Genomic DNA, 24,566 nt, shown 5'->3' on the forward strand with positions numbered 1-24,566 from the left:
ACCTTGTCAACTATCATTTTAATCTAAGTTGTTGATAAAGTCAACTATATTCAAAAAATAAAATAGCACTTAATATTTATATCCTATACTACTTTACACCTTATTTTCTATTATTTTCCAAATAATATTTAGTAAAATTAAAAAAGTAGATAAATTTGTATAAAAACAAATTCATCTACTTTTCTACCCCATTTTTTATCTATAATATCCCTTTTTTATTTATTACCTTTTCTAACCCTATTTTTTCTCTTGGTGAATTTTTTATTGTTTATTAAAAATAAATTTCTATTAAAATAATTCTTATATTTCATGAATGAATAGTCCGCTTCTTAATTTTGGTTCAAACCAAGTAGATTTTGGTGGCATAACTTTATCAATATCTGCTATATTCATAAGCTCTTCTATTGCTGTAGGATACATTGAAAAAGCTACTCCATTTTCTGTTTTATTTATCCTTTTTTGAAGTTCTTTAAGGCCTCTTATTCCACCTACAAAATCTATTCTTTTATCTTTTCTTACATCTTTTATTTTTAGTATTGGTGTTAATAAATTTTCTTGAAGTATAGATACATCTAAATTAGCTACAGGATCTTTTTCATCATAAGTTCCTTCTTTTGCTTTTAATTTATACCATTTATTATTGTAGTACATTCCAAAATAATGATTTTTCTCTGGTTTATAAGGCTCATCTTTTTCATATAAATCCACATCAAATTTTTCTTCTACAGCTTTCATAAATTCTTCTTCTGTTAAGTCTAAAGTATCAAAAACTACTCTATTATAATCCATTATTTTAAGTTCATCAGCTGGAAAAAATACTGCTAAAAAGTAGTTAAATTCTTCTTCACCGGTATAGTTTTTATTTTCTTCTCTTCTTTTAAGACCTACTTTAACTGCTGAAGCTGTTCTATGATGACCATCGGCAATATAAACATTAGGAATATTTTTAAATAGATTTTCTAATCTTTTTATTATTTCATCTTCTTTTATTTCCCATACAGTGTGGATTATATTATCATCTGCCATAAAATTATAAACTGGATTTTCTAGTGTGCATTTTTTTATTATATTATCTACTTCTTTATCATATTTGTAAGTCAAAAATATTGGACCTGTATGAGCATTACAAGTATCTACATGATTTATTCTATCTATTTCTTTTTCTTCTCTTGTATGCTCATGTTTTTTTATAACATCATTCATATAGTCATCTATAGATGCACATCCCACTATTCCTGTTTGAATAATATTTCCCATTTGAAGTCTATAAATATAAAGTTTTGCTTTTTTATCTCTAACTAAAACTTCTTTTTCAATCATATTGTCTAAGTTCTCTTTTGCTTTTTTATAAACTTTTTTATCATATACATCTACATCTTCTGGAAGATCTATCTCTGCTTTATCTACATGAAGGAAAGAATACGGGTTACCTTTAACCATTTCTCTTGCTTCTTTTGAATTTAATACGTCATAAGGAAATGCTGCTACATCTTTTTCATATCCTATTCTAGGTTTTACTGCCTTAAATGATCTTAGTATTGTCATATAAAATTCCTCCAACTTCAAAATAATCTTCTAATATATCTACAATTTCTTTTCCTATTCTTTTTTGTGCTTCTTTTGTGGCACCACCTATATGAGGTGTTACACTAACTCTTTCATGATTTACAATTTCTTCTTTAGGTTTAGGCTCATTTTCAAAAACATCTAATGCTGCCGCTGCTACTTTTCCTTTATTTAAAGAATCTAAAAGTGCATCTTCGTCTATAACTCCACCTCTAGCACAATTTACAATATATACTCCATCTTTCATAATTTCAAACTGATCTTTTCCAATAAGTGCTCCCTTTTCCTTATCAAAAGGTACGTGAAGTGATATAAAATCTGCTCTTTTTAATAATTCTTCTAATGGATAATATTCATAAGTTTCTTCTGTTTCACATTTTCCTAAGATATCATAATATATAACTTCCATTCCAAGAGCATTAGCCCTTTTAGCAACTTCTCTTGAAATTCTTCCAAATCCTATAAGTCCTAATGTTTTACCAAAGATTTCTGTACCTTTATATTTTTTCTTTTCCCATTTACCATCTATCATAGTTACGTTTGCTGTATTTATAAATCTGCTTATGCAAAGCATATGACCTATAGTAAGTTCTGCTACAGATATACTACTAGCCTTTGGTGTATTAAATACCTTTATGCCTTTTTCTGTTGCATATTCAACATCAATATTATCAAGGCCTACCCCTGCTCTTACTATAGCTTTTAATTTGCCTTCTGCTGCTTTGTCTATTACATCTTTAGTTACTTTAGTAGCTGATCTAACTATAGCTACATCAAAATTACCTATATTATTTAAAAGATCTTCTTTTTCAAAATGCTTATCTAGCACTACAAAACCATCTTTTTTTAATCTATTTAAAGCATTCTTTTCCATTCCATCACAAACTAATACATTTATCATAAAATTACCTCCTATTTAATCTTAAATATCAAATATCCATTAAAGCCCTATATTATTTAAATAAATTCAAGTAATTATTTCTAATTAAATAAGCTTAAATTCCTAATATATCATTTATATTTTCTATAAGCTCTTTTATATCTTCTAAAGTTGTTTCTCCCATATGAGCTATTCTAAAAGTTTTATTTTTTAAATTTCCATATCCATCAGATATAGCAAATCCTCTTTCTCCTAATTTTTTATTTAAATCTTTAACATCAATATTTTTTGTATTTTCTACGTTAGTTAAAGTATTTGATAAAAAGTTTTCATTAGCATATAATTTAAAGTTTTCTTTTGCCCAATTTCTAACATATTCAGCCATTTCTTTGTGCCTTTTATATCTGTTTTCTAATCCTTCTTCTAATATTTTGTCTAATCTATAATTTAAAGCAAACATATGAGGAAGAGATGGTGTTGATGGATATTGATAATCTTTTTTCTTCAAATATTTATATAAAGCTAATAGGTCAAAATAATATCCTCTATTTGTTACTTTTTCTGCTCTTTCTATAGCTTTTTTAGAAAAAGAACATATACTCATTCCTGGTGGAAGTGCCAAAGCTTTTTGAGTTGAAGTTATACACACATCCACTCCTAACTTATCCACTTCAATTTTAGTCCCTGCCATTGAACTTACACAATCTAAAGACCAAACTACATCTTTATATTTTTTTATAACCTTAGAAATTTCTTCTACTGGATTCATTACTCCTGTTGATGTTTCATTATGAGTTATAAATATAGAATCATATTTTCCTGTAGAGAGCAATTTATCTACTTCCTCTGCCTTAACAGCTTCCCCCCAAGGAACTTCATATAAATCTGCTTCTACATTATTAGCTTTTGCTATTTCATACCATCTTTTCCCGAAGGCTCCTATAGATATAACAATTGCTCTTTTAGCTGTAGTAGATCTTATTGCACCTTCTAAAAGCCCCGTTCCTGAAGATGTTGATAAAAGGATCTCCTCTTTTGTATGAAATACTTTTCTAAGCTTATCACTAATTTCCCTTTGAAGATCAGATGCATCCTTAGTTCTATGGCCTATCATAGGCGTAGCCAATTTTTCTAAAACATCTTTTTCTACTTCCACAGGTCCTGGTATAAATAATTTTTTATGCATTTTTTATTCCTCCTATTTATATAAATTTCAAAAATTCTAGTCAATATAATTTTTAATTACCTATTGTTAAAGGTACCTATAATAGATAGGTAAAACTATCTATATTTCTTATAATAATAAAAATATTCTTTGTATATCTTTCAACTTTTAAGTTTTAAAGTTATACAGTGCTAAAGTGGACGTTTTACAAAAATATACATAAAAACCATACTATTTTTTTGTTTCTATGTATTAAGTGAAAATCAAATTAAGTTGTCATATATTAATGTATAAAACCATTTTTCACTTTTAAAAAATTTTAAATCTCTTTAATATATTAGCATTGTTATATTATTCTTATATAAGATATTAATCTTAAAACATTTGATTAAAATAATAAAGCTAATTTATTATAAAATAAAAAGAGCCAACCACCCCTAAAGGGACGATTGACTCGCGTTGCCACCCTAATTAATTATATTAGTAAGTTTAACTAACATAATTCTCTCAATTTAATATAACGGTTAAAACCGGATTGCTCATCACAATTACCTCCGAGGTGGATTCACTAGATATTATGCATCAGTTTTCACCAACCACTGATTCTCTAAAGCAAATATATAGTTACTATTCTCATCTAAGGCTAGTATAAAATTTTCATACACAAATAAATTTCCTTTGTGCTTGTGTAAGTTTATTATAAATGCATTACAAATCACTGTCAACGACAATTTTCTGAAATTTATTATAGTATTTTATATACCTAGTAAGAATGTAGCCAAAGAGAAATAAACAGTTAAAGCTACAGCATCTACTATAGTGGTAATTAATGGACTTGCCATTATAGCAGGGTCTAATTTTAACTTTTTTGCAATTATAGGAAGCATTCCTCCTACCATTTTAGCTAATACTACAGTAAAAAACAAACTTAAGCATACAGTTACAGCAACTAAAAACTGCACTTTTTCTATATAGTATATTCTAAAAAAGTTTACTACAGCTAAAGTAAATCCAGCTATAATACTTACTCTAAATTCTTTCCAAACTACTTTTAACATATCTTTAAGTTCTATTTCACCTAATGCAATACCTCTTATTACAAGTGTTGAAGATTGAGATCCTGCGTTTCCCCCTGTATCCATTAGCATTGGAATAAATGAAGCTAATATAACTACAGATTGCAATGTATTTTCAAATCTTCTTATTATAGCTCCTGTAAATGTAGCTGATATCATAAGTATCAAAAGCCATATTATTCTATGTTTAGCTAGTTTAAAAACTCCTGTTTTCAAATATTCATTTTCTGAAGGCTCCATTGCAGCCATTTTTTGAAAATCCTCTGTGTTTTCTTGATCTATAATATCTACTATATCGTCTATAGTTATTATTCCTACTAATCTATGCTCTTTATCAACTACTGGCATAGATGTTAAATCATATTTTTTAAATTGAGAAGCTACATATTCCTGATCGTCATATGTATTAATATAAACATAGTTTTCTTTCATTATATCCTTTATAAGAGTATTTTCATCATTTAATATAAGCTTTCTTATTGATATAATTCCTTCTAATTTTCTATATTTATCAATAACATAACAAGTATTTATAGTTTGTTTATCTAAGCCAACTTTCTTTATATATTCTAATGCATCTTTTATAGTCATCTCTTTTCTTAGATTAACAAATTCTATAGTCATTATGCTTCCAGCTGAATACTCTTCATAATTCAAAAATTGATTTATTAAATCTCTTCTGCCTTTACTTGTATTTTTAAGTACACCTTTAACTATATTAGCAGGCATTTCTTCTAATAAATCTACTGCATCATCTAAAAATAATTCATCTACTATACTTTTAATCTCTTTATCAGTAATAGATTGTATAATATATTTTTGCATATCTATACTCATATATGAAAACACATCTGCTGCCATATCTTTAGGCAGAAGTCTAAACAATATAAGCATAGTATCTACATTAACATCATCCTCTAAGAAATTAGCAATATCAACACTATTTAACTTTATAATTTCTTTTCTAGCTTCTAAATATTTGTTATTTTCTATAAGATTTTTTATATTCACTTTTGTAGCCTCCTTAAATAAAGCTACAACATAAAATCTTTAATCCACATCAAATCCTTAAAAGAAAATATAGTTGTAGCCTTATTTTATAAATTACATTAATCCTCTGATGACCCCCATCAGCACTTGATTCCACAACTATCACCTTCCTTTTAATCTAATTTCATTATTTTGTATTTTAATAATAAAATTTTATCTAAACAACCAAAACATTATAACATAAAATTAATAAATATTAAATTATAGCAATAAAAAAACGCTTACTAAAGTTTAGCAAACATTTTTTTATTACTATATTTTTGTCAATTATATAAAACAAAGAATACATTTCTGAGCAAAAATATATTCATTTGCTTTAAGCAATATTTTTAAAACTACACTTTATAAAATTAACTGTATCTTTGTACCCTTTATCTATCATTTGAGATTTTAATTCTTCATCTAATTTAATATTACTTTCAAGAGTAGTATTTGTTATTTCTAAAATATCATTATCATTAAAATTAACACTATATCTATCTTTCTCTGAATTTACTACTAATATTTTTTTATATCCTTCTTCTTTTAAAACATCTATAACTGATTTGCAATCAACATCTGATGTAATATAACTTCTAGTTTTTACACTATCTTTATGAAATACAACTGGACTTGCTATAGAATTTAATATTACATCTTTTATATTTTTAGGATTATCATTAACTTTTTCCACTTTTCTTCCCATAAAAGGTAGTTCATAACATATATTATAACAATCCATATGATATTCATTTTCATATAAAATGTTTACATTTTCACTTGTAAAAATATCACTTAAATCCTGTCTTTTTATTATTCCTTTATTAGAAATAATTTCAGCCCATTTTAAAAACTTATTTCTAAAATTCTTATTAATCGTATACATATTTAACTTATTAAATATAAACTCTTTATTTAGTTTACATTTATTTATATTATCTAATAAAGAACATACCTCTTCTATAGAATTATAATCACTATTTGCAAATAATATTGAAAATAATGCTCCTAAAGATGTTCCAGTAGTAGCTTTAAAATTTTCATACAAATCGTTTTCTTTTATAGCTTTAAGAAAGCCTAAATTATAATAATAGTTATCCCCAAGAAAAACAACTGCTAGATCTTTGTACATAAACTCACCTCACAATTATGTATTAATCATTTTTGCCAAATAAACAATTAATATTCCTGCAACTTTAAAATATACTCTATATTATAGTAAATTTCAAAACATATTACCAATATATACTATATTAAATTTCATTTATATTGTTACATTTACTATATCATATATTTTATCATAAATTCCATAGTATAAAAACGTTTTTTTGTTATTAATATAACAATTAAGATTATATTTTTTTCATTAATACATATTAAATACCCCTTAAAGCTAAACTTTTTTTAATAAAATTAAAAATTAATTTATAAACCTATATATTTTTATTGTAGCTAAAGTTATTACTATAACACATATAATAATAAAAAATGTATAAAACCTTTTATCACTTTTATTCATAATATACCTCTATATTGATAAAATTTAAAATATATTTCTTATATAAAGTTATCGGCCAAACTCCCTTTTTCTTTATTTTAGTAATTTTTTGGTATTTTTTCAAGTGTTTATTATAATATTTTTAAATTTCTCTCTGAACTATTTATATTTTACATATAATCTATTTTTTTAGTTAAACTATATAATAAATATTATTTAAAGGAGAGAAAAAGATGGCAAAAGATAGTCAACCAGATAGTAAACTAAGTAGAATGGAAAAATGCAAATTTCAAACTCCTATAATATCTGAAGAAGGTAAGAATCTAAAAAATCCAAGTAAAAAAAGGATTCATAAGACAAACAAATAAACTAGTATACTGACTAGTTATTTATTTAAATGTACCTTAAAGCATATATGATTAAAAAATTAATCATATATGCTTTTTATTATTTTATTGTATATACATCAGAAAACTCTATGTTTATTTTTTCTTTTTTACTTTTCACATTCATTTCATTTTTTTTATTTTTTTCATTTTCCACAAGTTTTATAGGTAATTTAATAGTAAATTCGCTTCCTATCCCTTCTTCACTTCTTAAATCCACAGTTCCTTCATGCATATCTGCAATAGATTTTACTAAAGACAATCCTATTCCACTACTATTGCTATTCTTATCTAAAGATGCACTAGCTTGTACAAATCTTTCAAATATAATCTTCTGCTTTTCCTTCGGTATGCCCATGCCCTTATCCTTAACAGATATGGAAACCATTTCTTTAGTAGTACATATATTTACAAATATTTCTCCCTGCCCCTTCTTTTTATATTTTATAGCATTAGATACTAAATTAAGAAAGGCTCTTTCTATTAAGTCTTTATCACAGGCTAATATTTTTTCCTCTACATCAGTATCAAATATTATATCCATATCATTATGACGTACATACCCTGAAACTGATGTTACTATATCCTCTATTAAACTAACTATATCATTATTTTCTAAATTCAAATCATAATATCCAGCATCTATCTTAGTTGCATCTATCAAATTATTTATAAGCCTCAATAACCTATAACAGTTTTGTTTCATAATTTTGGTATACTTTTTAATAGCATTTATATTCCTGTTTTTTACACCTATATCCATAACTTGTATAGCTGTATAAATTACATTTATGGGCGTTCTAAAATCATGGGATAAATTCGCAAAAAATTCTGTTCTTCTTTTATCTCTATTTTTAATCTTTTTATTATCTTCTTTTAATTTGTTAAAATCCTCTGTAGATACGGTTGGGTTTTTAATAGTTATACACAAATATTTTTCTTCTAACATACCTACATTAAACAAACTAATATTAGTTTTAATCTTTTTATTGTTTCCTATTTCAATAATCTGATTTTTTAACTCTACTTTATCTTTTTTACTATTATAAAGATATTTCTCTTCATTAATTTCTTTATAATTTTTCCAATATTTCGACATATATTTGTATTCAAGTTTTCCGTTAATACCTATAATATCAATAGCCGCATTATTGGTAAAAACCATATAATCTTCTTTTACCATTATTAAAGGTATATCTAGTTTATCAAAAAAATCTTCACAGCAAGTTTTATTTATTTTACTTGTCTTCACCATAACACTCTCTAACCTCTTTAAATAATTATTATTGTCACGTTTACAGTTTACTTTAAAATTTTCTGTAATTTTTGATATAGATTCATTTAATATACACTTATATAATCAAAAATACTATTTTTATTAAACTCTTTATTTATATATCTCAAAGATAAAATTATAAATACACCTCTTACATATAACACTGATATATACTTAAAAAATCTAAATTGGATTTGATTATTAATTTGAAATGATAAAACTATAAATATTAGTTTTAATAGAAATATGAATTATTATCTTCTTTTTTAAATTTTTAAAAAGACTCATAGTTATTACACCTCTAAGCTCTATATTTAAAATTATTTAATGTCTAAGTTTATAAAAAATATTCTTATCATTGTTAATATTCTATTAAATGTATATTTTTTCCTTTTATTTAAGTAAATTTGTTAATTTATTAATCATAAAAACAAATTTAAACAAAATGATAATTAAGCACATAAAAAATTTACAATTTTTTAATAATAAAAAAAGCTACAACTTAGTTAAGTGTAGCTTTCATAACTTTATTCTGCTTTTTTAAGTTTCATAAATTTATAGCAATAATTTATTATATCACTTCTTTTTATTATACCTATAAAAACCTCGTTGTCATCTATAACCGGTACAAAGTTTTGGTTTATAGATAAATCTATTAGGTCTTCTATGTGTGCATTTATATGAACAGGTTTATTATAAGTATGTCTCTCTACGTCTTTAATATATATTTTTGAAGTATTTTTGAAATTTAAATCTGGTGTATTTTTAATTTTCCAAAGTAAATCGCCTTCAGTTAGTGTTCCAACATATTTACCCATAGAATCTATTATAGGAATTGCTGTATATCTATGGTATTCCATTCTCTCTAATGCTTGCCTCATAGTAGACTTTAGTTTTTCATGAACGACATTTGATTTAGGTGTAAGAAAAAACGCTATATTCATATTCCTTCCTTTCTAGTTAAATATCATTTATTCAACTAAAAAATTTCTACCTCCTTTGTCTATTATACACCACACCTTTATATTATCACAAATTCGAATAAATTAAATGTATACATGGCTGAATTTACTATTTTGTAACAACTTTTTCATACTCCATTTAATTTTATTTTTAACATTTTTTACTATAAAAATAATATGATAACAATATACCTTACTATACAATCCTTTGATATAGTATAATTAAATTAATACATTAATTTAGGAGGATTTGAATTGAAATATTCTATAATAAACATACTTAAAAGTAATAAAGATAAATTTACTTCTGGTGAGGCCATTAGTGCCAAACTAGGTGTTACTAGAGCATCTATTTGGAAGTATATGAAAGCACTTAAAGAAGAGGGTTATTTAATTGAATCTGCACCTAAAAAAGGTTACAAACTTATCTCTTCTCCTGATTTATTAACTTATGAAGAAACAAAAGAATATTTAAATACTAAATATATTGGTAGAACTATAGATCATTTTGATTCCTTGTTTTCTAGTAATGATAAAGCTAAAGAATTTGCTAATATGAATGCAAAAGAAGGTACTGTTGTAGTATGCGAAAAGCAAACTTCTGGAAAAGGGAGGTTAGGAAGAAAGTGGGTATCTCCTAAATGTAAAGGCATATGGATGTCAATAATTCTTAGACCAGATATAAATACAATAGATGTTCCTAAAATAACTCAAATAGCTGCTGCATCTGTACAAAAAACTTTAATAGATATAGGCGTAGATTCCTATATAAAATGGCCTAACGATATAATTGTAAATAAAAAAAAGGTATGCGGAATATTAACAGAGATGAGTGGAGAAATAAACAGAGTTAACTATGTTATAGTTGGAATAGGTTTAAATGCAAACCTAGATTTAGATGATTTCCATAGTAATCTTTCTGAAACTGCTACATCTTTAAAAATAGAATACCAAAAATCATTTAAAAGAAACTTAATACTAGCAAATATTTTAAATAATTTTGAAAATCTATATGAAGATTTAATAACTGAAAATAATATAGAAAAATCCATAGATATCTGCAGAAAATATTCTATACTTATAGGTAAACAAGTAAGAGTGATAAATAGCAGAAAAACTAAAAAAGCAGAAGCTTTAGACTTAAATCACAAAGGTCAACTAATAGTAAAATTTGAAGATGGTACTATCTCTCCTATAATTTCAGGAGAAATATCAATAAGAGGCCTTAATGGATACGTATAATTTGTATATCACTCTACATACTCCCCCCTTATCTATTGAATATGCTTTTTTAAGTTAGTAAATTTACTTAAAAATTTATAAATTTCTTAAAATAAAATTTTAATGTTCTACAAACTAGATTTAATGCTTTAAATCTAGTTTGTAGAAACAATTGTTACATTTGAATTATATTTTATTTGTTTACTTATTTGAATTAACAAATTATTTGAATAAAGATGGTGAGTAGTTTCAATAGAATGAGTTATTTTTTCAGGCATATATCTATTCACAATATGATCATTGTCAATTAGTACACTTTTAAGTTCTTTTCTATCATGAGTTAATGTTAAATTCTTTTGATCTCTAAAATAATTTAAAATACTTCCTTCACAATCTTTTATAGAAAATCCTTCAAAGAAATCATAAGGTAAATATCCTTCTTCATAAGTAACATTATTATCAGTCTTAACTATTCTCTTATATACATATAAATACTTAGAATTAAAATATTCTTTTTTATCATTTAATATAGTTTTAAATTCTAGTACGATTACTGAATGTATTTTTTTACTTTCTACACTTAATGATGCTATAGTTGTATTTAAATAAAAATCTTTAGGGTTTATATAATATCCTTTTCCTTGTTTAGAATTAACATATCCTTTTTCTTTTAATTTTTTTAATGCTCTTCTTACCGGTTCTCTTGAAACATTATATTTTTTACATATTTCATTTTCAGAAATAAGTAATTCTCCCTCTTTAAATTCTCCATTTAATATAAGTTTTTTTATTTCTTCATAAACATAATCTTTCTTTGTCATCCTCATAATCCACTCCCTTATCCTAAAATATATTCTATCATAAAAATATTATAAATTTCACGTAGAATTCAAAGATATAAAAGCCTTAGGAAAAGAGATTATATGATTATATTGAAATCTTTTTAAAAAAACTCATTCTGTTCTTAATCCTTATATAATAATCATTAAACCAAACATATTAATCTTTAATAAGACCTATATTGTAATTATAAAATTAAATATCTTCATTCTCCATAACACCTTTATTTATAGCATTTTGCCTCAATATTTCTTTCCATTTATTTTTGTCTTTTTCAGATGGAACTCTAAATTTTCTATGATCATTTATATACCTAAATTTATAAGCTTTAACCATATTATGATATGGTAATATATCTACATATCTTATTATATTGCTGTATTTATTTGAAATATCACATATAGCTTTAAAATGCTCTTCTGTATCATTTACTGATGGAATAATAGGACATCTTAATATTACACTCTTATTATTATTTTTTAATAAATCAAGAACTTTATAAACATCAAATTCTTTTCCAATATAAGTTTTATAATCAGATTTATTAGTTAATTTATAATCTAGTAAATACTCATCTACAAAATCTAATGTTTTTTCTATATTATTTGCTGGATCATATCCACTTACATCTAAACAAATATGGATTCCTAGATTTTTAAGTTTTAATCCAAGTTGTCGTACAAAATCTATCTGATTTATAGCTTCTCCACCGCTAAATGTAACTCCTCCATTTGAATTATCATAATAATCCTTGTCTTTTAGTACTATATCTACTATTTCATCTACTGTATACTCTTTGCCATATTTACTATAAGCTTTATATGGACATACATCTATCAACTGAAAATTCTGTTCATGTTTGCAAAAATCTATTTTAAGTTTACCATCTACTATTTCAATTCCATCACCATTAACATGCTTTATACACTTACCACATAAAACACATTTTTTAGGATTATGGTTTAACTGTATTTTAGGAGAAATAGATTCAGGATTATGGCACCATTTACATCTTAAAGAACATCCTTTTAAAAAAATAGTTGTTCTTATCCCTTCACCATCATTCACTGAAAATCTTTGTACATCAAAGACTATACCGGTGTTATTCATTTAATATCTCTCCTTTATATTAAAAATACTTTTAACTCCAATTTTTTAACACTACATAGACTACAACCAAATTATGTAATCTATGTAGTACCTAAAATAATATTTAAATTTAATCGTTACAAGTTCTAGCCATTATTTCTCTTTGTACATCATCTTCTAAATTAACAAATCTTGCACTAAATCCACCTACACGAACCATTAAATCCTTATAGTCTTCTGGGTTTTTATAAGCTTTTTCAAGCTCATCTTTCCCTACTACATTTACCATTAATTGAGGTCCACCTTTTTTAAAGTAAGTAGAAAATAATATTTTTATTTTTTCTCTCTCTTTATTAAACATCTTTTTAGAAAATTTGATATTTTGAACACTTCCTGCATGTATATCAGCTCTTATTTTTGACAATGAATTTAGCATTGCTGTTGGTCCATTAACATCTGCTCCACTTTGTGGGTTGTTAGCATTACTCATATAAAGACCTGCTATTCTTCCATCAGGTGATGAAGATGTTGCTCTTCCCCATTCTGTATTTACTTGGTTGTTTATTACAACTACAAGAAGGCTATCAACACCTACTTTTGAAGCTTGCTTTGCTACTTCATTGCAAGTAAATTCATGAAGTTCTTTAGCTATTGAATCAGCATAATCATCATCATTTCCAAACTTAGGACACTCTTTCATTTCCCTTTTAACATCCTCATATCCATCAAAATCTTTCTCTAAAATTTCTTGTATTTGAGGTAATGTATACTTTTTCTCATCAAAAACTAGTTTTTTAATAGCCGTTAATGAATCTGCAGCGTTCATATTACCATACATCTCATTTGTACCACCAAGATGTTTAACTCCACCATCTAACACCATTTTTCCACGACCTATACAATCATCAATTAATATACTTGTAAAGATAAATCCTACTTTTTCATTCATTATTTTATAAGAATCAGCATGAGCGTCTGCTGTTAATTCTATATAATATGTTAATAATTTTTTATATTCATCAAAGAACTCATCAAAGGTTTTTATATCTTTCATTTTCTTTAATTTTAAAGATCCATATTTATATTTATAATCCCATTGGTCAACTCCATCGTGAATTAATATAGTTAAAGCTTTTAAAAGATTTATGCACTGATTTGGTGTTCCTACTCCTTGACCTGAAAGAACAAACTCTCCACATCCAAAAGGTACATACTGCTCTGCTGTTTTCTCATCTACATGCATTGTTTTCATAACTGCAGGTACATTTACATCGTCATTATAAAGAATTGGATATGTTCTTCCCTCACCTATAGAGTCAAGAGCATCATTATAAATTTCTTTATCCATCCCTTCATAAATTCTTAATGTAAATTGTGGTTCTACAAGCTTAGCTCTTCTTACAGCTTCAATAGAAAGTTTACAAAAAACATCTGCATTTTTAGGATTTCTTCTTCCTTTTCCACCAACTATAACACGACCATTTACATTTGTTCTTTTAACTTCTATTAATCTAAATTGAGATTCTATATACTCAATTGCTTCTTCTTTTGTTATAACATTAGTTTCTAAATCAGAAACTAAATAATCTCCTAAATAATCATCCATTCTTCCATAGTTTACAACACCAGCTAAAGATGAATACAACCACGCAAGTTGCATTGCTGAAATAAAAGAATCTGGTTTATCATTTTCAATTTTTTTAAGTGCAACTAATAATCTTTCCATTTCTTTTTTTCTTTTTGGAGAAAGTAATTCTTTAGAAAGTTTAGTTTCAACTTCTTTTATATGATGTATAATTACTTCTTGTAATAAATCAAGGGCTTCTATCATAACATCATATTCTTCTTTTGAATTTTTATTTATTTCTCTTTTTGAATTTATTAAATTTTTTAATCCTTCTATACCATTATCAAGTAATAAATTATAATTTAAATACATTCCACTAAAACGTGCAGTAACAATAGCAGGATATAATACATCAACAAATCTTCCTAAAACATTTTCTTTTAATTTCTCTCTATAAAATACTTCCCTTGTATCATTTTCTTTCCAATATTCTTTTAAATACTCAACATCATCTTTGTATTCATCACCAATTTCTTTTAAAATTGCATCTAATTTTTCAAATCTACAATAATGACCTGGACCTCCTACTGATGTAACACTTCCAAATCCAACTGGTAATGGATCAAATCTACCTAATATTAAATCATCTTCATACATTGGTCTAAAAACTTTAGGAAATAATACTTTTAAACATTCTATTTCTCTTTTTAATTTTTCATCATCACTATATTTACTATGAACTTTTGTATACTGGAGAGCTGTTTTTAATTGCTCTAATTTACTCATATATAAAGGTTCCTTTGGAGCTACCGCTACATTTGTATCATTTTTTTTAAGTTCCCTCTTTATCATATATAATGCCTCCTTTAAAATTATAATTTCATCTTTAATTTATATTATTTGTCTAAATTAACTGTCCTATCATAATAAATTATCATTTTTACATAATCATCTATTTAATTAAACCAATTTGAATCTATAACTTTAATAAAATGATAAGATATTGTAATTACAACTTAATTAATACTTATAAAATACTCTTATTTAACAAATGATAAAGTTAATAATTATAATAACTTAACTTGTAATTACAACTTAATTTTATATTATGAAATTTAAATAGTCAAGTTAATTTTAATAATATAAAATATAACTTATCAAATTTACATAAAAATAAGAAACAATTAAAACTTAATTTTTAAGTTCTAATTGTTTCTTATTTTTTTATTTATAATAAATTATAATATCTATTTATTTTATTATCTAAATCTAAAAGACTTATAAATCTTGCCTCTCTTATAGTTTCTTTCCCTTCTATAAACAATAAAATAGTTGGTATAGTATATACAGAATATCTTGAAGCTATTTTAGGATTTAAATCTATATCTATTTTAATAAATTCTATTTTCTCATATTTTTTTAACATACTTTCTATTTTTCCAAATAAAACTTTACATACATCTCATCTTTTACTTTCAAAATACAAAAGTGCAAAAGTATTATTTTTAATATATTCTTCTATATTTTCAATATAAACTTTTTTATTATAATTCATTTTTATTATTATATTCCTCTCTTAAAAAACCATATAAATACATATCATATCTCTTTCCGCTTCTATATATGTATTCTCTATATACCCCTTCTTTTTTAAATCCTATTTTTTCATATAAGTTTATAGCTTTTTTATTATATTCTAATACATTAAGTTGAATCCTATGAAAATTTAATTCTTCAAATCCAAATTGAATTAAAAGCTTTATTGCTTCTTTTCCATAACCTTTCCCTCTAGAATCCTCCTCTCCAATTCCAATATATAGTACTGCATTTTGATTATTCCATAATATATTTTCAAAACCACACAAACCTATAATTTGGTCTGTTTCATTTTCTCTTATAGAAAAAATATAGCTTTCATTAGAATTTTTATATTCTAAAAGCATTTCTTCCACATCTCCTTGAGTTTTAGGAAAAGCTGGAACAACATCATAATTTCTTAAAAATCCTATATCATTAAACCATCTTTCTATAGAAGAAGAATCTTGTTTTTTTATACTTTCTAAATTAACCTTACTTCCTTTTAATAAATTATTTATAGCCATATATTTAACAACTCCAATATACTAATATCTATTAATTTTCTATATTAGGAATTTAAGTACACACTTTTATTTTAAACCTTTTATTTTTATACTTTTATTTATATATATAAATAAAACTAAACAATAACTTCATATTTTTCTTCAAGATCTATTGGATCATATGAAAGTTTAGCTTTTCTAAGTCCTTGTATTCCTAGATCTTCTTCTCTATTTATAATGTCTACATCTTTAAAATAATTTTCTATAAAAGTTCTATTTATAAAATTATAAGATCCTCTTATCTCAGGATCTGCCTTTTCTATATGAATTATAGCCAATTTTTCGCTCATTGTCTCTCCTATTGTAAATCCTATTATTTCACCATTTACATATAAAGCTATTCCTTTTAAATTTAACTTATCCATATTTCTACAGGCATCTTTTATACCATCTAATTCACTTAAAAGTTCTTTTTTGTGTTCTTCCTTTCTGTCATACCATTTTTCAGCACTTTTTATAACGTCATCTATAACATTTTTTTCATTAAAATCTTTAACTTTATAATCATAATGTTTTATAAAATAATTATAATGATTCTTTTTCTTTCTAAGCTTCTTTCCTGATAAATCTATTAATTTTTTGGATTCGTATAAATAATCAAATTTATCTCTATCTTTTTCTATAAATATATTTTCCCTATCACCATATATATTTTTTAATTTTTCTATAAAATCTTTTTCTATTTCTTTAAACAAATATTTTACTTTATGGTGATCTTTATAATCTATTAAAACATCAACTATATCTTTTAAATTTTCATTAGTATATCCTAAAGGCTCCATGAAATAGCCTTTCCCTTCTATATCTATCTTTTTTATTATAAGACAGCTTTTATATATAGCATATTCAGTATTCATTTCTTTTCTCCATATATACAAATTAGAGAAAGAATACTCACTACTTGAAAATCTATAGGGATATATATATTTATCAAATATCTCTTTATCTTCTAATTCTAATCTTTTGAATTTTAACATAGCCTATCTCCTTTGTTTTATCTTATGTAAGTAACTAAAACTTATAAAAAGAGCTCTCCTAATATTTATTATTTATTAAGAAGAGTTATCTTTTGTATATATTATAATTTTAAAATCTATTTTTTTCAATATAAAATATTTATATATAAATTAATTAACATTAATTTAAAAAAGAAATTCTATTAAAGTCTATATTTATTTTAACCATTTCTGAAACTTTATATAAATTTTTAGAGTAATCAGTAACTTTTAAAATTTTATCTTTGCATTTTATAATATAATATATTTTTTCTCCAGCATAGGTCCTTTTTAAAATTTGTCCATTTATACTATTTTCTTTTTCCTTTAAACCTATAGAAATGTCTTCAGGATTTACAACTATATTAAATTCACCTTTTCTTTTAAGTTCTACATTTAAATTGCCTATTTCAGTTATAACTTCACTATTTTTAGAAATACATTTTATATAATTTCTTTCTCCAAAAAAATCTGCCACTTCTTTAGTTATAGGCTTTTCGTATAATTCTTTTGGAGTTCCATATTGCATTATAGAACCATCTATCATCAATGCTATTTTATCTGCCATAGTTAATGCATCTTCTTTATCATGAGTTACTAATATGGTTGTTACTTTTAATTTTTTTTGTATATCAAGTATCATTTCTCTTATAGAAGATTTTATATTTATATCTAAATTAGCAAAAGGTTCGTCTAAAAGAAGAACTTCTGGATCTACTGCCAAGGCTCTTCCTATAGACACTCTTTGTTTTTGTCCACCAGAAAGCTCTTTTGGAAATTTATTTTCAAAGCCTTTTAACTTTAAAATTTCAATCATATCTTTTACTTTTTTATCTAATATATCTTTATTTACTTTCTTTATTTTAAGTCCAAAAGCTATATTATCATAAACACTCATATGAGGAAACAAAGCATAATCTTGAAATACTATTATAGCTCCTCGTTTTTCTGCTGGTATTTTATTTGAAAGTTTCCCTTTTAAATAAATTTCCCCACTATCTTCTAAAGTAAGTCCTGATATAATTTTTAAAGTAGTACTTTTCCCACATCCTGATGGTCCTAAAAGACACATTAATTCTCCTTTTTTAACTTTAAAATCTATATCTTTTAATACAATTTTTTTATTAAAATACTTTTTTAATTTTTTAACTTCTATCTGATACATTTTAATTCTCCTCATATAATATAGTCAAACTTAATATTTAGTAACTACTCTACATATATAAATATTTATCTGTCTTATAAATTTTAATTACTAATTTTTCTATGATAAATAAAACAAATAAAGACACTAACACAAAAACTAGGCTATAACTTGCAGCTATAGTTCTATCACCACTTCTTATAAAAGGAAACATAAGTATAGGATAGGTAATTATTCTCCCACCACCTATTAAAAATGTTAAAAAATATTGACTAAAAGATATTATAAATACAAAAGAACCTGCAGATATAAGACCTGAAGAAATCATAGGTAATGTTATATATATAAACCTTTGAAATTTATTTGCTCCAAGAATTTTCCCTTGAAGTTCAATCTTTTCACCTATTATTTCAAATACATTTGTAATAATTCTTACTGAATATGGTATACATAAAACTAAGTGAATAATCACAACGCCTATTAGCTTACCTGCTATACCAATTTTTATAAAAAAGACATGAATTCCAAGACCAATACAAATTGGAGGTATTATTAAAGGAGTAAGTATTATAATTTTTATTAAATTCTTTCCTTTAAAGTTATAAAAAGCTAAAGCTTTTCCTGCAGGAATACTTATAAGTATAGCTAAAAAAGTAACTATAAGAGATATACCTATACTATTTAGCAAAACTACTAAAGAATTATTTCCTAAATTCAATACATTTTTTATGCCTCTTAATCCTAATTTTCTAGGAAATATTAAAGGCCAGGGCCAATTTTTTGAAAAAGCCCATATACATAAAATTATTAAAGGGAAAATTATAAATACTCCTAATATGTATAATATAAAAGAACTTAACTTATTATTTTTCATTCTAAGCTTTCCTTTCTTTTTATCAAATAGCATATGTTTATTAGTTAAATCTTCTGTTTTTAATTAAACTTATCTATACCATCAACCTAAAAATACTAATTTGAAATCAATCTATGTTTTTAGCTCTAAAATAACTTTTCTCATAAAAAAATATTAATATTAAAGAAATTATAATTAAAATCATGTTAGTAGCCATAGCATAGGGCCTATTTAAAAGACTTGGATTAGAATATTCTAAGTAAGCTCTTACTGGTAAAGCTTTAGGTGTAGTTGGTCCTATTAAATATGGTACTTCAAAAGCTCCAAAAGAAAATGTAAAAATCAATATAAAACTAGAAAATATGGTAGATCTAATCATTGGAATCATAACATATAAAAATGCTTGTCTTTTACTTGCCCCTAAATTTATAGCAGCTTCCCATATCTTTTTATCTATATTAGATAAAACTGCATAGATCATTAAAACTACAAAAGGCATCTCTTTCCATATGTAAGTTATTATTATTCCTATTCCCTTCTTATCAAATATAAAATTAGGAAAAAAATTTTGAGAACTTATTATAGACAAAGAATAGAATATCCTAGCTAATATACCACCTTGGGATAACATACTTATTATAAGAAATGCAACTACAGCATGAGGAATCACTATAGGAAATTTATATATATAATATAAGAATTTATTTTTATTATTTTTTGTAAATATAAAATATGAAATCACAATTCCTAGAATTATAGAAATTGTAGAAGATACCATTGATGTATAAAAGCTAAATTTTATAGAAGTTAAAAAGCCTTTATCTTTTATAACTTCTATATAATATTTAAAAGTAAAATGATTTAATCCTGCAACTTTATAGTATCCTACACTCTCTAAAGCAGAGGATACTATTGCTACTGACAAAATAAAAATTATTATAAATAAAACAGGCATAAGCATAATATAAGGTTTTAATTTTTTTCTCACTTTAATCTTCTCCTGGTATATTTTCTAACCATATTTTTTCTATTATAGGTATAATCTCTGCTTTAAGTTCTGGCAATCTGTTTTTTTGTAAAGTAGATTGTGGTATTGATCCATCCCCTGCATTTATACTTTTTATTTCTTTCTTTTCCTTATCTGACAACTTATTATTATCAAAAACCGGTAAGTCTCCCCAAATTTTAGAATCATACTTTGATTTTTGCATTTCAAAACTTAACATTTCATTTATAGCTACCATGGCTCCAACTTTATTAGTTGAATTAAAAGGTATAGCTAAAAAGTTTGTATTTCCTATATTTCCTTTATCAAATAAATAAGCTTTTGTTGTTTTAGTATATTGTCCATTATTTATTTTTTCAACAATAGAATTAGGATGGTATGTCATTGTATTTATTATTTGTTTATCTGAATACATATTTTCTATCATAGCTGCAGTAGAAGGATAAGTTTCTCCTTCTTTCCAAAGATAAGGTTTTATTTTCTTTAAATAATCAATAGCTGGCTTTATAGTTTTTTCTATTTTTTCTTTGTCAGCATCTAGATCTTTTAACTTTTCATAACCTACTACATCATATATTATATTTCTAACAAAAGCACTACCTGTAAAATCCGGCGGTGCAGGATATGTAAACTTACCTTTATTTGATTTTATAAGCTGAAATAACTCTTCATGATTTTTAGGAAAGTTTTTAATTTTTGATTTATCATATGCCATAACAAATTCTGCTCTTCCAAAAGGTGCTTCATAACCTTCTGTAGAAAGCCCAAAATCATTTTTCATATCCTCTGCATTTTTATCTATGTATTTATTATAATTAGGTAATTTTTCATCGAAAGGACCAAATAGTAATTTACTATTTTTAGCTGTATAAAAATTTTCACCATTTATCCAAACTATATCTATACTACCATCATTACTTTCTGCTTGTTTTTCTCCAGATAATTTATTAATTATGTCTTCTATATCCATTGGCACTCTTTTGAATTTAATGTTGTATTTTTCTTTTAATTTATTTGTAAAAGCACCATCTAACCATCTATTTGTAGCTTCATTACCTCCAAATCCATAAAAATTAACTGCAGTTCCTTTAGCTTTTTCTAATATGTAATTCCAATCCTTATCTAATAAATTAGCACTAGCATTCTCTTTACTTTTAGATCCACATGCTGTAAATGATAAAACTAAAATTAAAGATATGATTATAGATACAATTTTTTTCATTAGTACTTTGTCCTCCTTTTAAATAAACAACTTAAAATTTAATTAATTATATCACATATAAATTATAATTATTCTCTTTTACAAATAAGCCTATCTTTTTAATTTTAAATACTTTATATATTTTTTTCTATAATTATTATATTTTTTTATTGATTATGTTTTTATTATAAAATACTATGATTATTATATTAAATTCACCTATAAAAATATAGACTATAATTTACATATAACCTTTTAAAATTCCCATGTCTAATTAATAAAACTAAAAATAAACATAATAAAAAACCACTACCAAAGCAGCAGTTTCTATTATTAATTATATATTTTTGTATCCTTAGTTTTGTATTTTTATATATTTAACTTTACTTTTATTTGATATTATAAACATAGCTTTAAAAATACTGTTTAAAATACTAATAGCACTAATTACACATAAAAACAATATAGGAAAATCATATCTTTGTTGCCCTTCAAAAACAAAAGGAATACATATAAAATATGAAACATTTAAAAATATTATAGATTTTATATAATTAACTTTTAACTCTTTTTTAAAAAGGCTAAAAACTATATTTTTAAAATTATATATAACATAAAAAAATGCCAAAAAACTTAATATGTAAATAATATAATCAGTAAAACACTTAGTATAACTATTTTTTAAAAAAGTATCATTATATTTATTTTGATTATTCATTCCCCACTGATAAATATCTCCTGAACCACTAAAAAAAGTATTTTTTATTCTTAGAAGTCCCATTTCAATAAATTTTCCTGGATGGTTAAATATCCATTTTTTTGCTTCTTCTTTTAATATGTTATTTAATTTTGGTTTTATCATTACTTGATTCACTTCATTATTAACACTAGTTTTATAATTAAATTTATATTTTTTAAATTTGCTTTCTAATTTATTTGATATATCTATATCTTTTATCCTCATCCAAGCTCCACTTTTATTATTGCTATTATTATTAATAAATAACACATACCCACCATTATAGGATACAGGAATAAATAAATTAAAATTTTTATAATTCCTATAGGTCCAAGGTGCAATTACTAGACACATAATTGTAAAAGATACAAAAAATATTTTAGATGTGTCTTTTATGTTTTTATTTTTGAGCCACTGAATTATTGCTACTATTATAGGATATAGAATAAAAAAAGGTTTAGTTAAAGTAGCTAGTCCTATAAATAACCCTATAAGTACATATCTTAGGTTATTGTTAAAATCACATAATTGTAAATATATTATAATTGATAATAATAAAGTTACTAAAATCTCTGAACCTAACACATTATTATATACAATATAATTAGGCAGAAAAGTTATAATAGTATATGTAATATAGATTAATTTTTTATTATTAGATATTTTTAATAGTATCTTTAAAATAATTATTAATGTTACTGAAGAAAATACCACATTTAATGCTTTACCTAAAATTATATTATTTGATCCTATTAATTTATAAAGACAGCCTAATATAAAAGGATATCCCATTGGTTGAAATGCTATAGGTTTTCCTAAATAGTAATGACCTTTTCCCATAAAAATATTTGTAGCTATTTGCTGATATTTTTGAAAATCAGATATAGGCTCACAAGGAACTTTTAATATAAAAAAAACACGTATTAATATTCCTAAAAAGGTTATTATTTTAAAATATTTTTTATTTCTTTCAAGCTTATTATACATAAAATCCATTGGAATTCTCCTTGATATAACTAACATTAAAATAACTAGTCGTTATACTAGTATATACAATAAATATCATGTATATTTTTTACTTTTAAAGTAATATAAAGTCGATATAATTGTACAATGTTTTATATTATACCAATAAATTACTATATATTCAAATATTAAAATATAATCTTATAGTAACTATGTTAAACCTTAGTAATTATTTATTATATTTTAAAAACTAAAAAAGATAATTTATTACAATATAAAAAGGTGATTTCTTAATAGAAATCACCTTTATAGACTTAAGTTTCAATTACATATTTAAATAATATTAAAGTATTGTAATATCTTCAGCTTGAGGACCTTTTTGTCCTTCAACTACTTTGAAAGATACATTTTGTCCTTCTTCTAAAGTTTTAAATCCATCTTTATTAATTTGTGAAAAATGAGCAAATACGTCATTTCCTTCTTCTGTTGTGATGAATCCAAATCCTTTGTCTCCGTTAAACCATTTAACTGTTCCTGTCATAATCTCTTACCTCCGAAATTTTTATTTCTTTAACTTTTCAAAATAAAACTTCAATAAAAATTCCGAAATCTATGTATTTAAAATATTATTAATCACACAAAACTTCAAAATATAAATTTAGTTAATTATTTATTAATCATTAAAGATACTATGTAAGTATATCATACTTTTTCTATAAGTCAATCTTTTTTAATTAATATCTTTATATATTATGATTCATTTATAAAAATATCCCACTATACACCTTTGATAATATCTTTATATAAGAATAATATAATTTAAAAACTACATTATTTTTTTCCTACTTAAAACACCTTATTTGAAATTAATATTATATTTGAATAAAACGCCATAAAATACAATAATACCTAATAAAACTTCCATTATATAAGATATTAACAAATAAATTTAATTTGACAAAATTA

Annotated in this window: 20 protein-coding genes, 1 pseudogene and 1 other annotated feature; of the genes and pseudogenes, 2 read left to right on the forward strand and 19 right to left on the reverse strand. The window is 24.2% G+C overall.

Going from position 1 to position 24,566, the window contains the following annotated elements:
* Positions 1 to 300: 300 nt before the first annotated feature.
* The 5 genes from ABDZ71_RS07465 to ABDZ71_RS07485 all read right to left on the reverse strand — a co-directional run bounded on the left by ABDZ71_RS07465 (position 301) and on the right by ABDZ71_RS07485 (position 6,848).
* Positions 301 to 1,545: a DUF1015 domain-containing protein gene (locus ABDZ71_RS07465; protein ID WP_343760412.1), complete on the reverse strand. Its 1,245-nt coding sequence runs from the start codon at positions 1,543 to 1,545 to the stop codon at positions 301 to 303.
* Positions 1,523 to 2,467, reverse strand: coding sequence for a D-2-hydroxyacid dehydrogenase (locus tag ABDZ71_RS07470; protein WP_343760414.1), 945 nt, complete (start codon positions 2,465 to 2,467; stop codon positions 1,523 to 1,525). The genes ABDZ71_RS07465 and ABDZ71_RS07470 overlap by 23 nt, the downstream gene beginning before the upstream one ends.
* A 94-nt stretch (positions 2,468 to 2,561) precedes the next feature.
* Positions 2,562 to 3,632 (reverse strand): pyridoxal-phosphate-dependent aminotransferase family protein, encoded by a 1,071-nt coding sequence (locus ABDZ71_RS07475; RefSeq protein ID WP_343760416.1) that lies wholly within the window; start codon positions 3,630 to 3,632, stop codon positions 2,562 to 2,564.
* A 417-nt stretch (positions 3,633 to 4,049) separates the two neighbouring features.
* Positions 4,050 to 4,260, reverse strand: a binding site (T-box leader).
* Between the two features lie 106 nt (positions 4,261 to 4,366).
* Positions 4,367 to 5,698 carry a magnesium transporter gene (mgtE, locus tag ABDZ71_RS07480; protein WP_343760418.1) on the reverse strand — a complete coding sequence of 444 codons (1,332 nt, stop codon included), beginning with the start codon at positions 5,696 to 5,698 and terminating at the stop codon, positions 4,367 to 4,369.
* 355 nt (positions 5,699 to 6,053) lie between these two features.
* Positions 6,054 to 6,848 (reverse strand): patatin-like phospholipase domain-containing protein, encoded by a 795-nt coding sequence (locus tag ABDZ71_RS07485; protein ID WP_343760421.1) that lies wholly within the window; start codon positions 6,846 to 6,848, stop codon positions 6,054 to 6,056.
* Positions 6,849 to 7,447: 599 nt separating this feature from the next.
* Here ABDZ71_RS07485 and ABDZ71_RS07490 point away from each other — a divergent pair.
* Positions 7,448 to 7,582, forward strand: a complete 135-nt coding sequence (locus ABDZ71_RS07490; protein ID WP_343760423.1) for a hypothetical protein — start codon at positions 7,448 to 7,450, stop codon at positions 7,580 to 7,582.
* A gap of 79 nt (positions 7,583 to 7,661) precedes the next feature.
* Here the strand turns inward: ABDZ71_RS07490 and ABDZ71_RS07495 are convergent, their stop codons facing one another.
* Both ABDZ71_RS07495 and ABDZ71_RS07500 read right to left on the reverse strand, forming a co-directional pair.
* Positions 7,662 to 8,855 carry a sensor histidine kinase gene (locus ABDZ71_RS07495; protein ID WP_343760425.1) on the reverse strand — a complete coding sequence of 398 codons (1,194 nt, stop codon included), beginning with the start codon at positions 8,853 to 8,855 and terminating at the stop codon, positions 7,662 to 7,664.
* A gap of 548 nt (positions 8,856 to 9,403) precedes the next feature.
* Positions 9,404 to 9,820, reverse strand: coding sequence for a CBS domain-containing protein (locus tag ABDZ71_RS07500; RefSeq protein WP_343760427.1), 417 nt, complete (start codon positions 9,818 to 9,820; stop codon positions 9,404 to 9,406).
* A 273-nt stretch (positions 9,821 to 10,093) separates the two neighbouring features.
* On the opposite strand from ABDZ71_RS07500, the gene ABDZ71_RS07505 reads away from it, so the two are divergent.
* Entirely contained in the window at positions 10,094 to 11,080 is a 987-nt protein-coding gene (locus tag ABDZ71_RS07505) for a biotin--[acetyl-CoA-carboxylase] ligase (RefSeq protein ID WP_343760430.1), read from the forward strand.
* A 134-nt stretch (positions 11,081 to 11,214) separates the two neighbouring features.
* Here the strand turns inward: ABDZ71_RS07505 and ABDZ71_RS07510 are convergent, their stop codons facing one another.
* The 12 genes and pseudogenes from ABDZ71_RS07510 to ABDZ71_RS07565 all read right to left on the reverse strand — a co-directional run bounded on the left by ABDZ71_RS07510 (position 11,215) and on the right by ABDZ71_RS07565 (position 24,141).
* Positions 11,215 to 11,886 (reverse strand): GntR family transcriptional regulator, encoded by a 672-nt coding sequence (locus ABDZ71_RS07510; protein ID WP_343760432.1) that lies wholly within the window; start codon positions 11,884 to 11,886, stop codon positions 11,215 to 11,217.
* Positions 11,887 to 12,094: 208 nt separating this feature from the next.
* A complete protein-coding gene (locus tag ABDZ71_RS07515) occupies positions 12,095 to 13,009 on the reverse strand; it encodes a glycyl-radical enzyme activating protein (protein ID WP_343760434.1) in 915 nt (304 codons plus the stop codon).
* 109 nt (positions 13,010 to 13,118) lie between these two features.
* On the reverse strand, positions 13,119 to 15,407 hold the full coding sequence (locus tag ABDZ71_RS07520) for a pyruvate formate lyase family protein (RefSeq protein WP_343760436.1): 2,289 nt from the start codon (positions 15,405 to 15,407) through the stop codon (positions 13,119 to 13,121).
* A 376-nt stretch (positions 15,408 to 15,783) separates the two neighbouring features.
* A pseudogene (locus ABDZ71_RS07525) lies at positions 15,784 to 15,999 on the reverse strand (thioredoxin family protein); the annotation flags it as partial.
* Positions 16,000 to 16,099: 100 nt separating this feature from the next.
* Positions 16,100 to 16,657: a GNAT family N-acetyltransferase gene (locus ABDZ71_RS07530; protein ID WP_343760438.1), complete on the reverse strand. Its 558-nt coding sequence runs from the start codon at positions 16,655 to 16,657 to the stop codon at positions 16,100 to 16,102.
* Positions 16,658 to 16,773: 116 nt separating this feature from the next.
* On the reverse strand, positions 16,774 to 17,673 hold the full coding sequence (locus tag ABDZ71_RS07535; protein WP_343760440.1) for a DUF2156 domain-containing protein: 900 nt from the start codon (positions 17,671 to 17,673) through the stop codon (positions 16,774 to 16,776).
* Positions 17,674 to 17,833: 160 nt separating this feature from the next.
* The gene (locus tag ABDZ71_RS07540) at positions 17,834 to 18,856 is read right to left on the reverse strand and encodes an ABC transporter ATP-binding protein (RefSeq protein WP_343760442.1); all 1,023 of its coding nucleotides are present in this window, start codon (positions 18,854 to 18,856) and stop codon (positions 17,834 to 17,836) included.
* A gap of 49 nt (positions 18,857 to 18,905) precedes the next feature.
* Positions 18,906 to 19,709 carry an ABC transporter permease gene (locus ABDZ71_RS07545; protein WP_343760445.1) on the reverse strand — a complete coding sequence of 268 codons (804 nt, stop codon included), beginning with the start codon at positions 19,707 to 19,709 and terminating at the stop codon, positions 18,906 to 18,908.
* 106 nt (positions 19,710 to 19,815) lie between these two features.
* Positions 19,816 to 20,676, reverse strand: a complete 861-nt coding sequence (locus ABDZ71_RS07550) for an ABC transporter permease (protein ID WP_343760447.1) — start codon at positions 20,674 to 20,676, stop codon at positions 19,816 to 19,818.
* 1 nt (position 20,677) lies between these two features.
* On the reverse strand, positions 20,678 to 21,916 hold the full coding sequence (locus ABDZ71_RS07555) for an ABC transporter substrate-binding protein (protein WP_343760449.1): 1,239 nt from the start codon (positions 21,914 to 21,916) through the stop codon (positions 20,678 to 20,680).
* A gap of 334 nt (positions 21,917 to 22,250) precedes the next feature.
* Positions 22,251 to 23,630, reverse strand: coding sequence for a glycosyltransferase family 39 protein (locus ABDZ71_RS07560; RefSeq protein WP_343760450.1), 1,380 nt, complete (start codon positions 23,628 to 23,630; stop codon positions 22,251 to 22,253).
* A gap of 313 nt (positions 23,631 to 23,943) precedes the next feature.
* Positions 23,944 to 24,141 carry a cold-shock protein gene (locus ABDZ71_RS07565; protein WP_343760452.1) on the reverse strand — a complete coding sequence of 66 codons (198 nt, stop codon included), beginning with the start codon at positions 24,139 to 24,141 and terminating at the stop codon, positions 23,944 to 23,946.
* Positions 24,142 to 24,566 lie beyond the last annotated feature (425 nt).

It is taken from the genome of Clostridium oceanicum (genome assembly GCF_039521385.1).
GTDB classification, from domain to species: Bacteria; Bacillota; Clostridia; order Clostridiales; family Clostridiaceae; genus Clostridium_F; species Clostridium_F oceanicum.

What these genes read in the sequence shown, in the direction of transcription:
- ABDZ71_RS07545 (WP_343760445.1), bottom strand. Translation starts at nt 19,709, where the DNA reads ATGAAAAATAATAAGTTAAGTTCTTTTATATTATACATATTAGGAGTA.
- ABDZ71_RS07485 (WP_343760421.1), bottom strand. Translation starts at nt 6,848, where the DNA reads ATGTACAAAGATCTAGCAGTTGTTTTTCTTGGGGATAACTATTATTAT.
- ABDZ71_RS07530 (WP_343760438.1), bottom strand. Translation starts at nt 16,657, where the DNA reads ATGGCTATAAATAATTTATTAAAAGGAAGTAAGGTTAATTTAGAAAGT.
- ABDZ71_RS07560 (WP_343760450.1), bottom strand. Translation starts at nt 23,630, where the DNA reads ATGGATTTTATGTATAATAAGCTTGAAAGAAATAAAAAATATTTTAAA.
- ABDZ71_RS07500 (WP_343760427.1), bottom strand. Translation starts at nt 9,820, where the DNA reads ATGAATATAGCGTTTTTTCTTACACCTAAATCAAATGTCGTTCATGAA.
- ABDZ71_RS07515 (WP_343760434.1), bottom strand. Translation starts at nt 13,009, where the DNA reads ATGAATAACACCGGTATAGTCTTTGATGTACAAAGATTTTCAGTGAAT.
- ABDZ71_RS07520 (WP_343760436.1), bottom strand. Translation starts at nt 15,407, where the DNA reads ATGATAAAGAGGGAACTTAAAAAAAATGATACAAATGTAGCGGTAGCT.
- ABDZ71_RS07555 (WP_343760449.1), bottom strand. Translation starts at nt 21,916, where the DNA reads ATGAAAAAAATTGTATCTATAATCATATCTTTAATTTTAGTTTTATCA.
- ABDZ71_RS07495 (WP_343760425.1), bottom strand. Translation starts at nt 8,855, where the DNA reads ATGGTGAAGACAAGTAAAATAAATAAAACTTGCTGTGAAGATTTTTTT.
- ABDZ71_RS07470 (WP_343760414.1), bottom strand. Translation starts at nt 2,467, where the DNA reads ATGATAAATGTATTAGTTTGTGATGGAATGGAAAAGAATGCTTTAAAT.
- ABDZ71_RS07565 (WP_343760452.1), bottom strand. Translation starts at nt 24,141, where the DNA reads ATGACAGGAACAGTTAAATGGTTTAACGGAGACAAAGGATTTGGATTC.
- ABDZ71_RS07465 (WP_343760412.1), bottom strand. Translation starts at nt 1,545, where the DNA reads ATGACAATACTAAGATCATTTAAGGCAGTAAAACCTAGAATAGGATAT.
- ABDZ71_RS07510 (WP_343760432.1), bottom strand. Translation starts at nt 11,886, where the DNA reads ATGAGGATGACAAAGAAAGATTATGTTTATGAAGAAATAAAAAAACTT.
- ABDZ71_RS07540 (WP_343760442.1), bottom strand. Translation starts at nt 18,856, where the DNA reads ATGTATCAGATAGAAGTTAAAAAATTAAAAAAGTATTTTAATAAAAAA.
- ABDZ71_RS07535 (WP_343760440.1), bottom strand. Translation starts at nt 17,673, where the DNA reads ATGTTAAAATTCAAAAGATTAGAATTAGAAGATAAAGAGATATTTGAT.
- ABDZ71_RS07475 (WP_343760416.1), bottom strand. Translation starts at nt 3,632, where the DNA reads ATGCATAAAAAATTATTTATACCAGGACCTGTGGAAGTAGAAAAAGAT.
- ABDZ71_RS07490 (WP_343760423.1), top strand. Translation starts at nt 7,448, where the DNA reads ATGGCAAAAGATAGTCAACCAGATAGTAAACTAAGTAGAATGGAAAAA.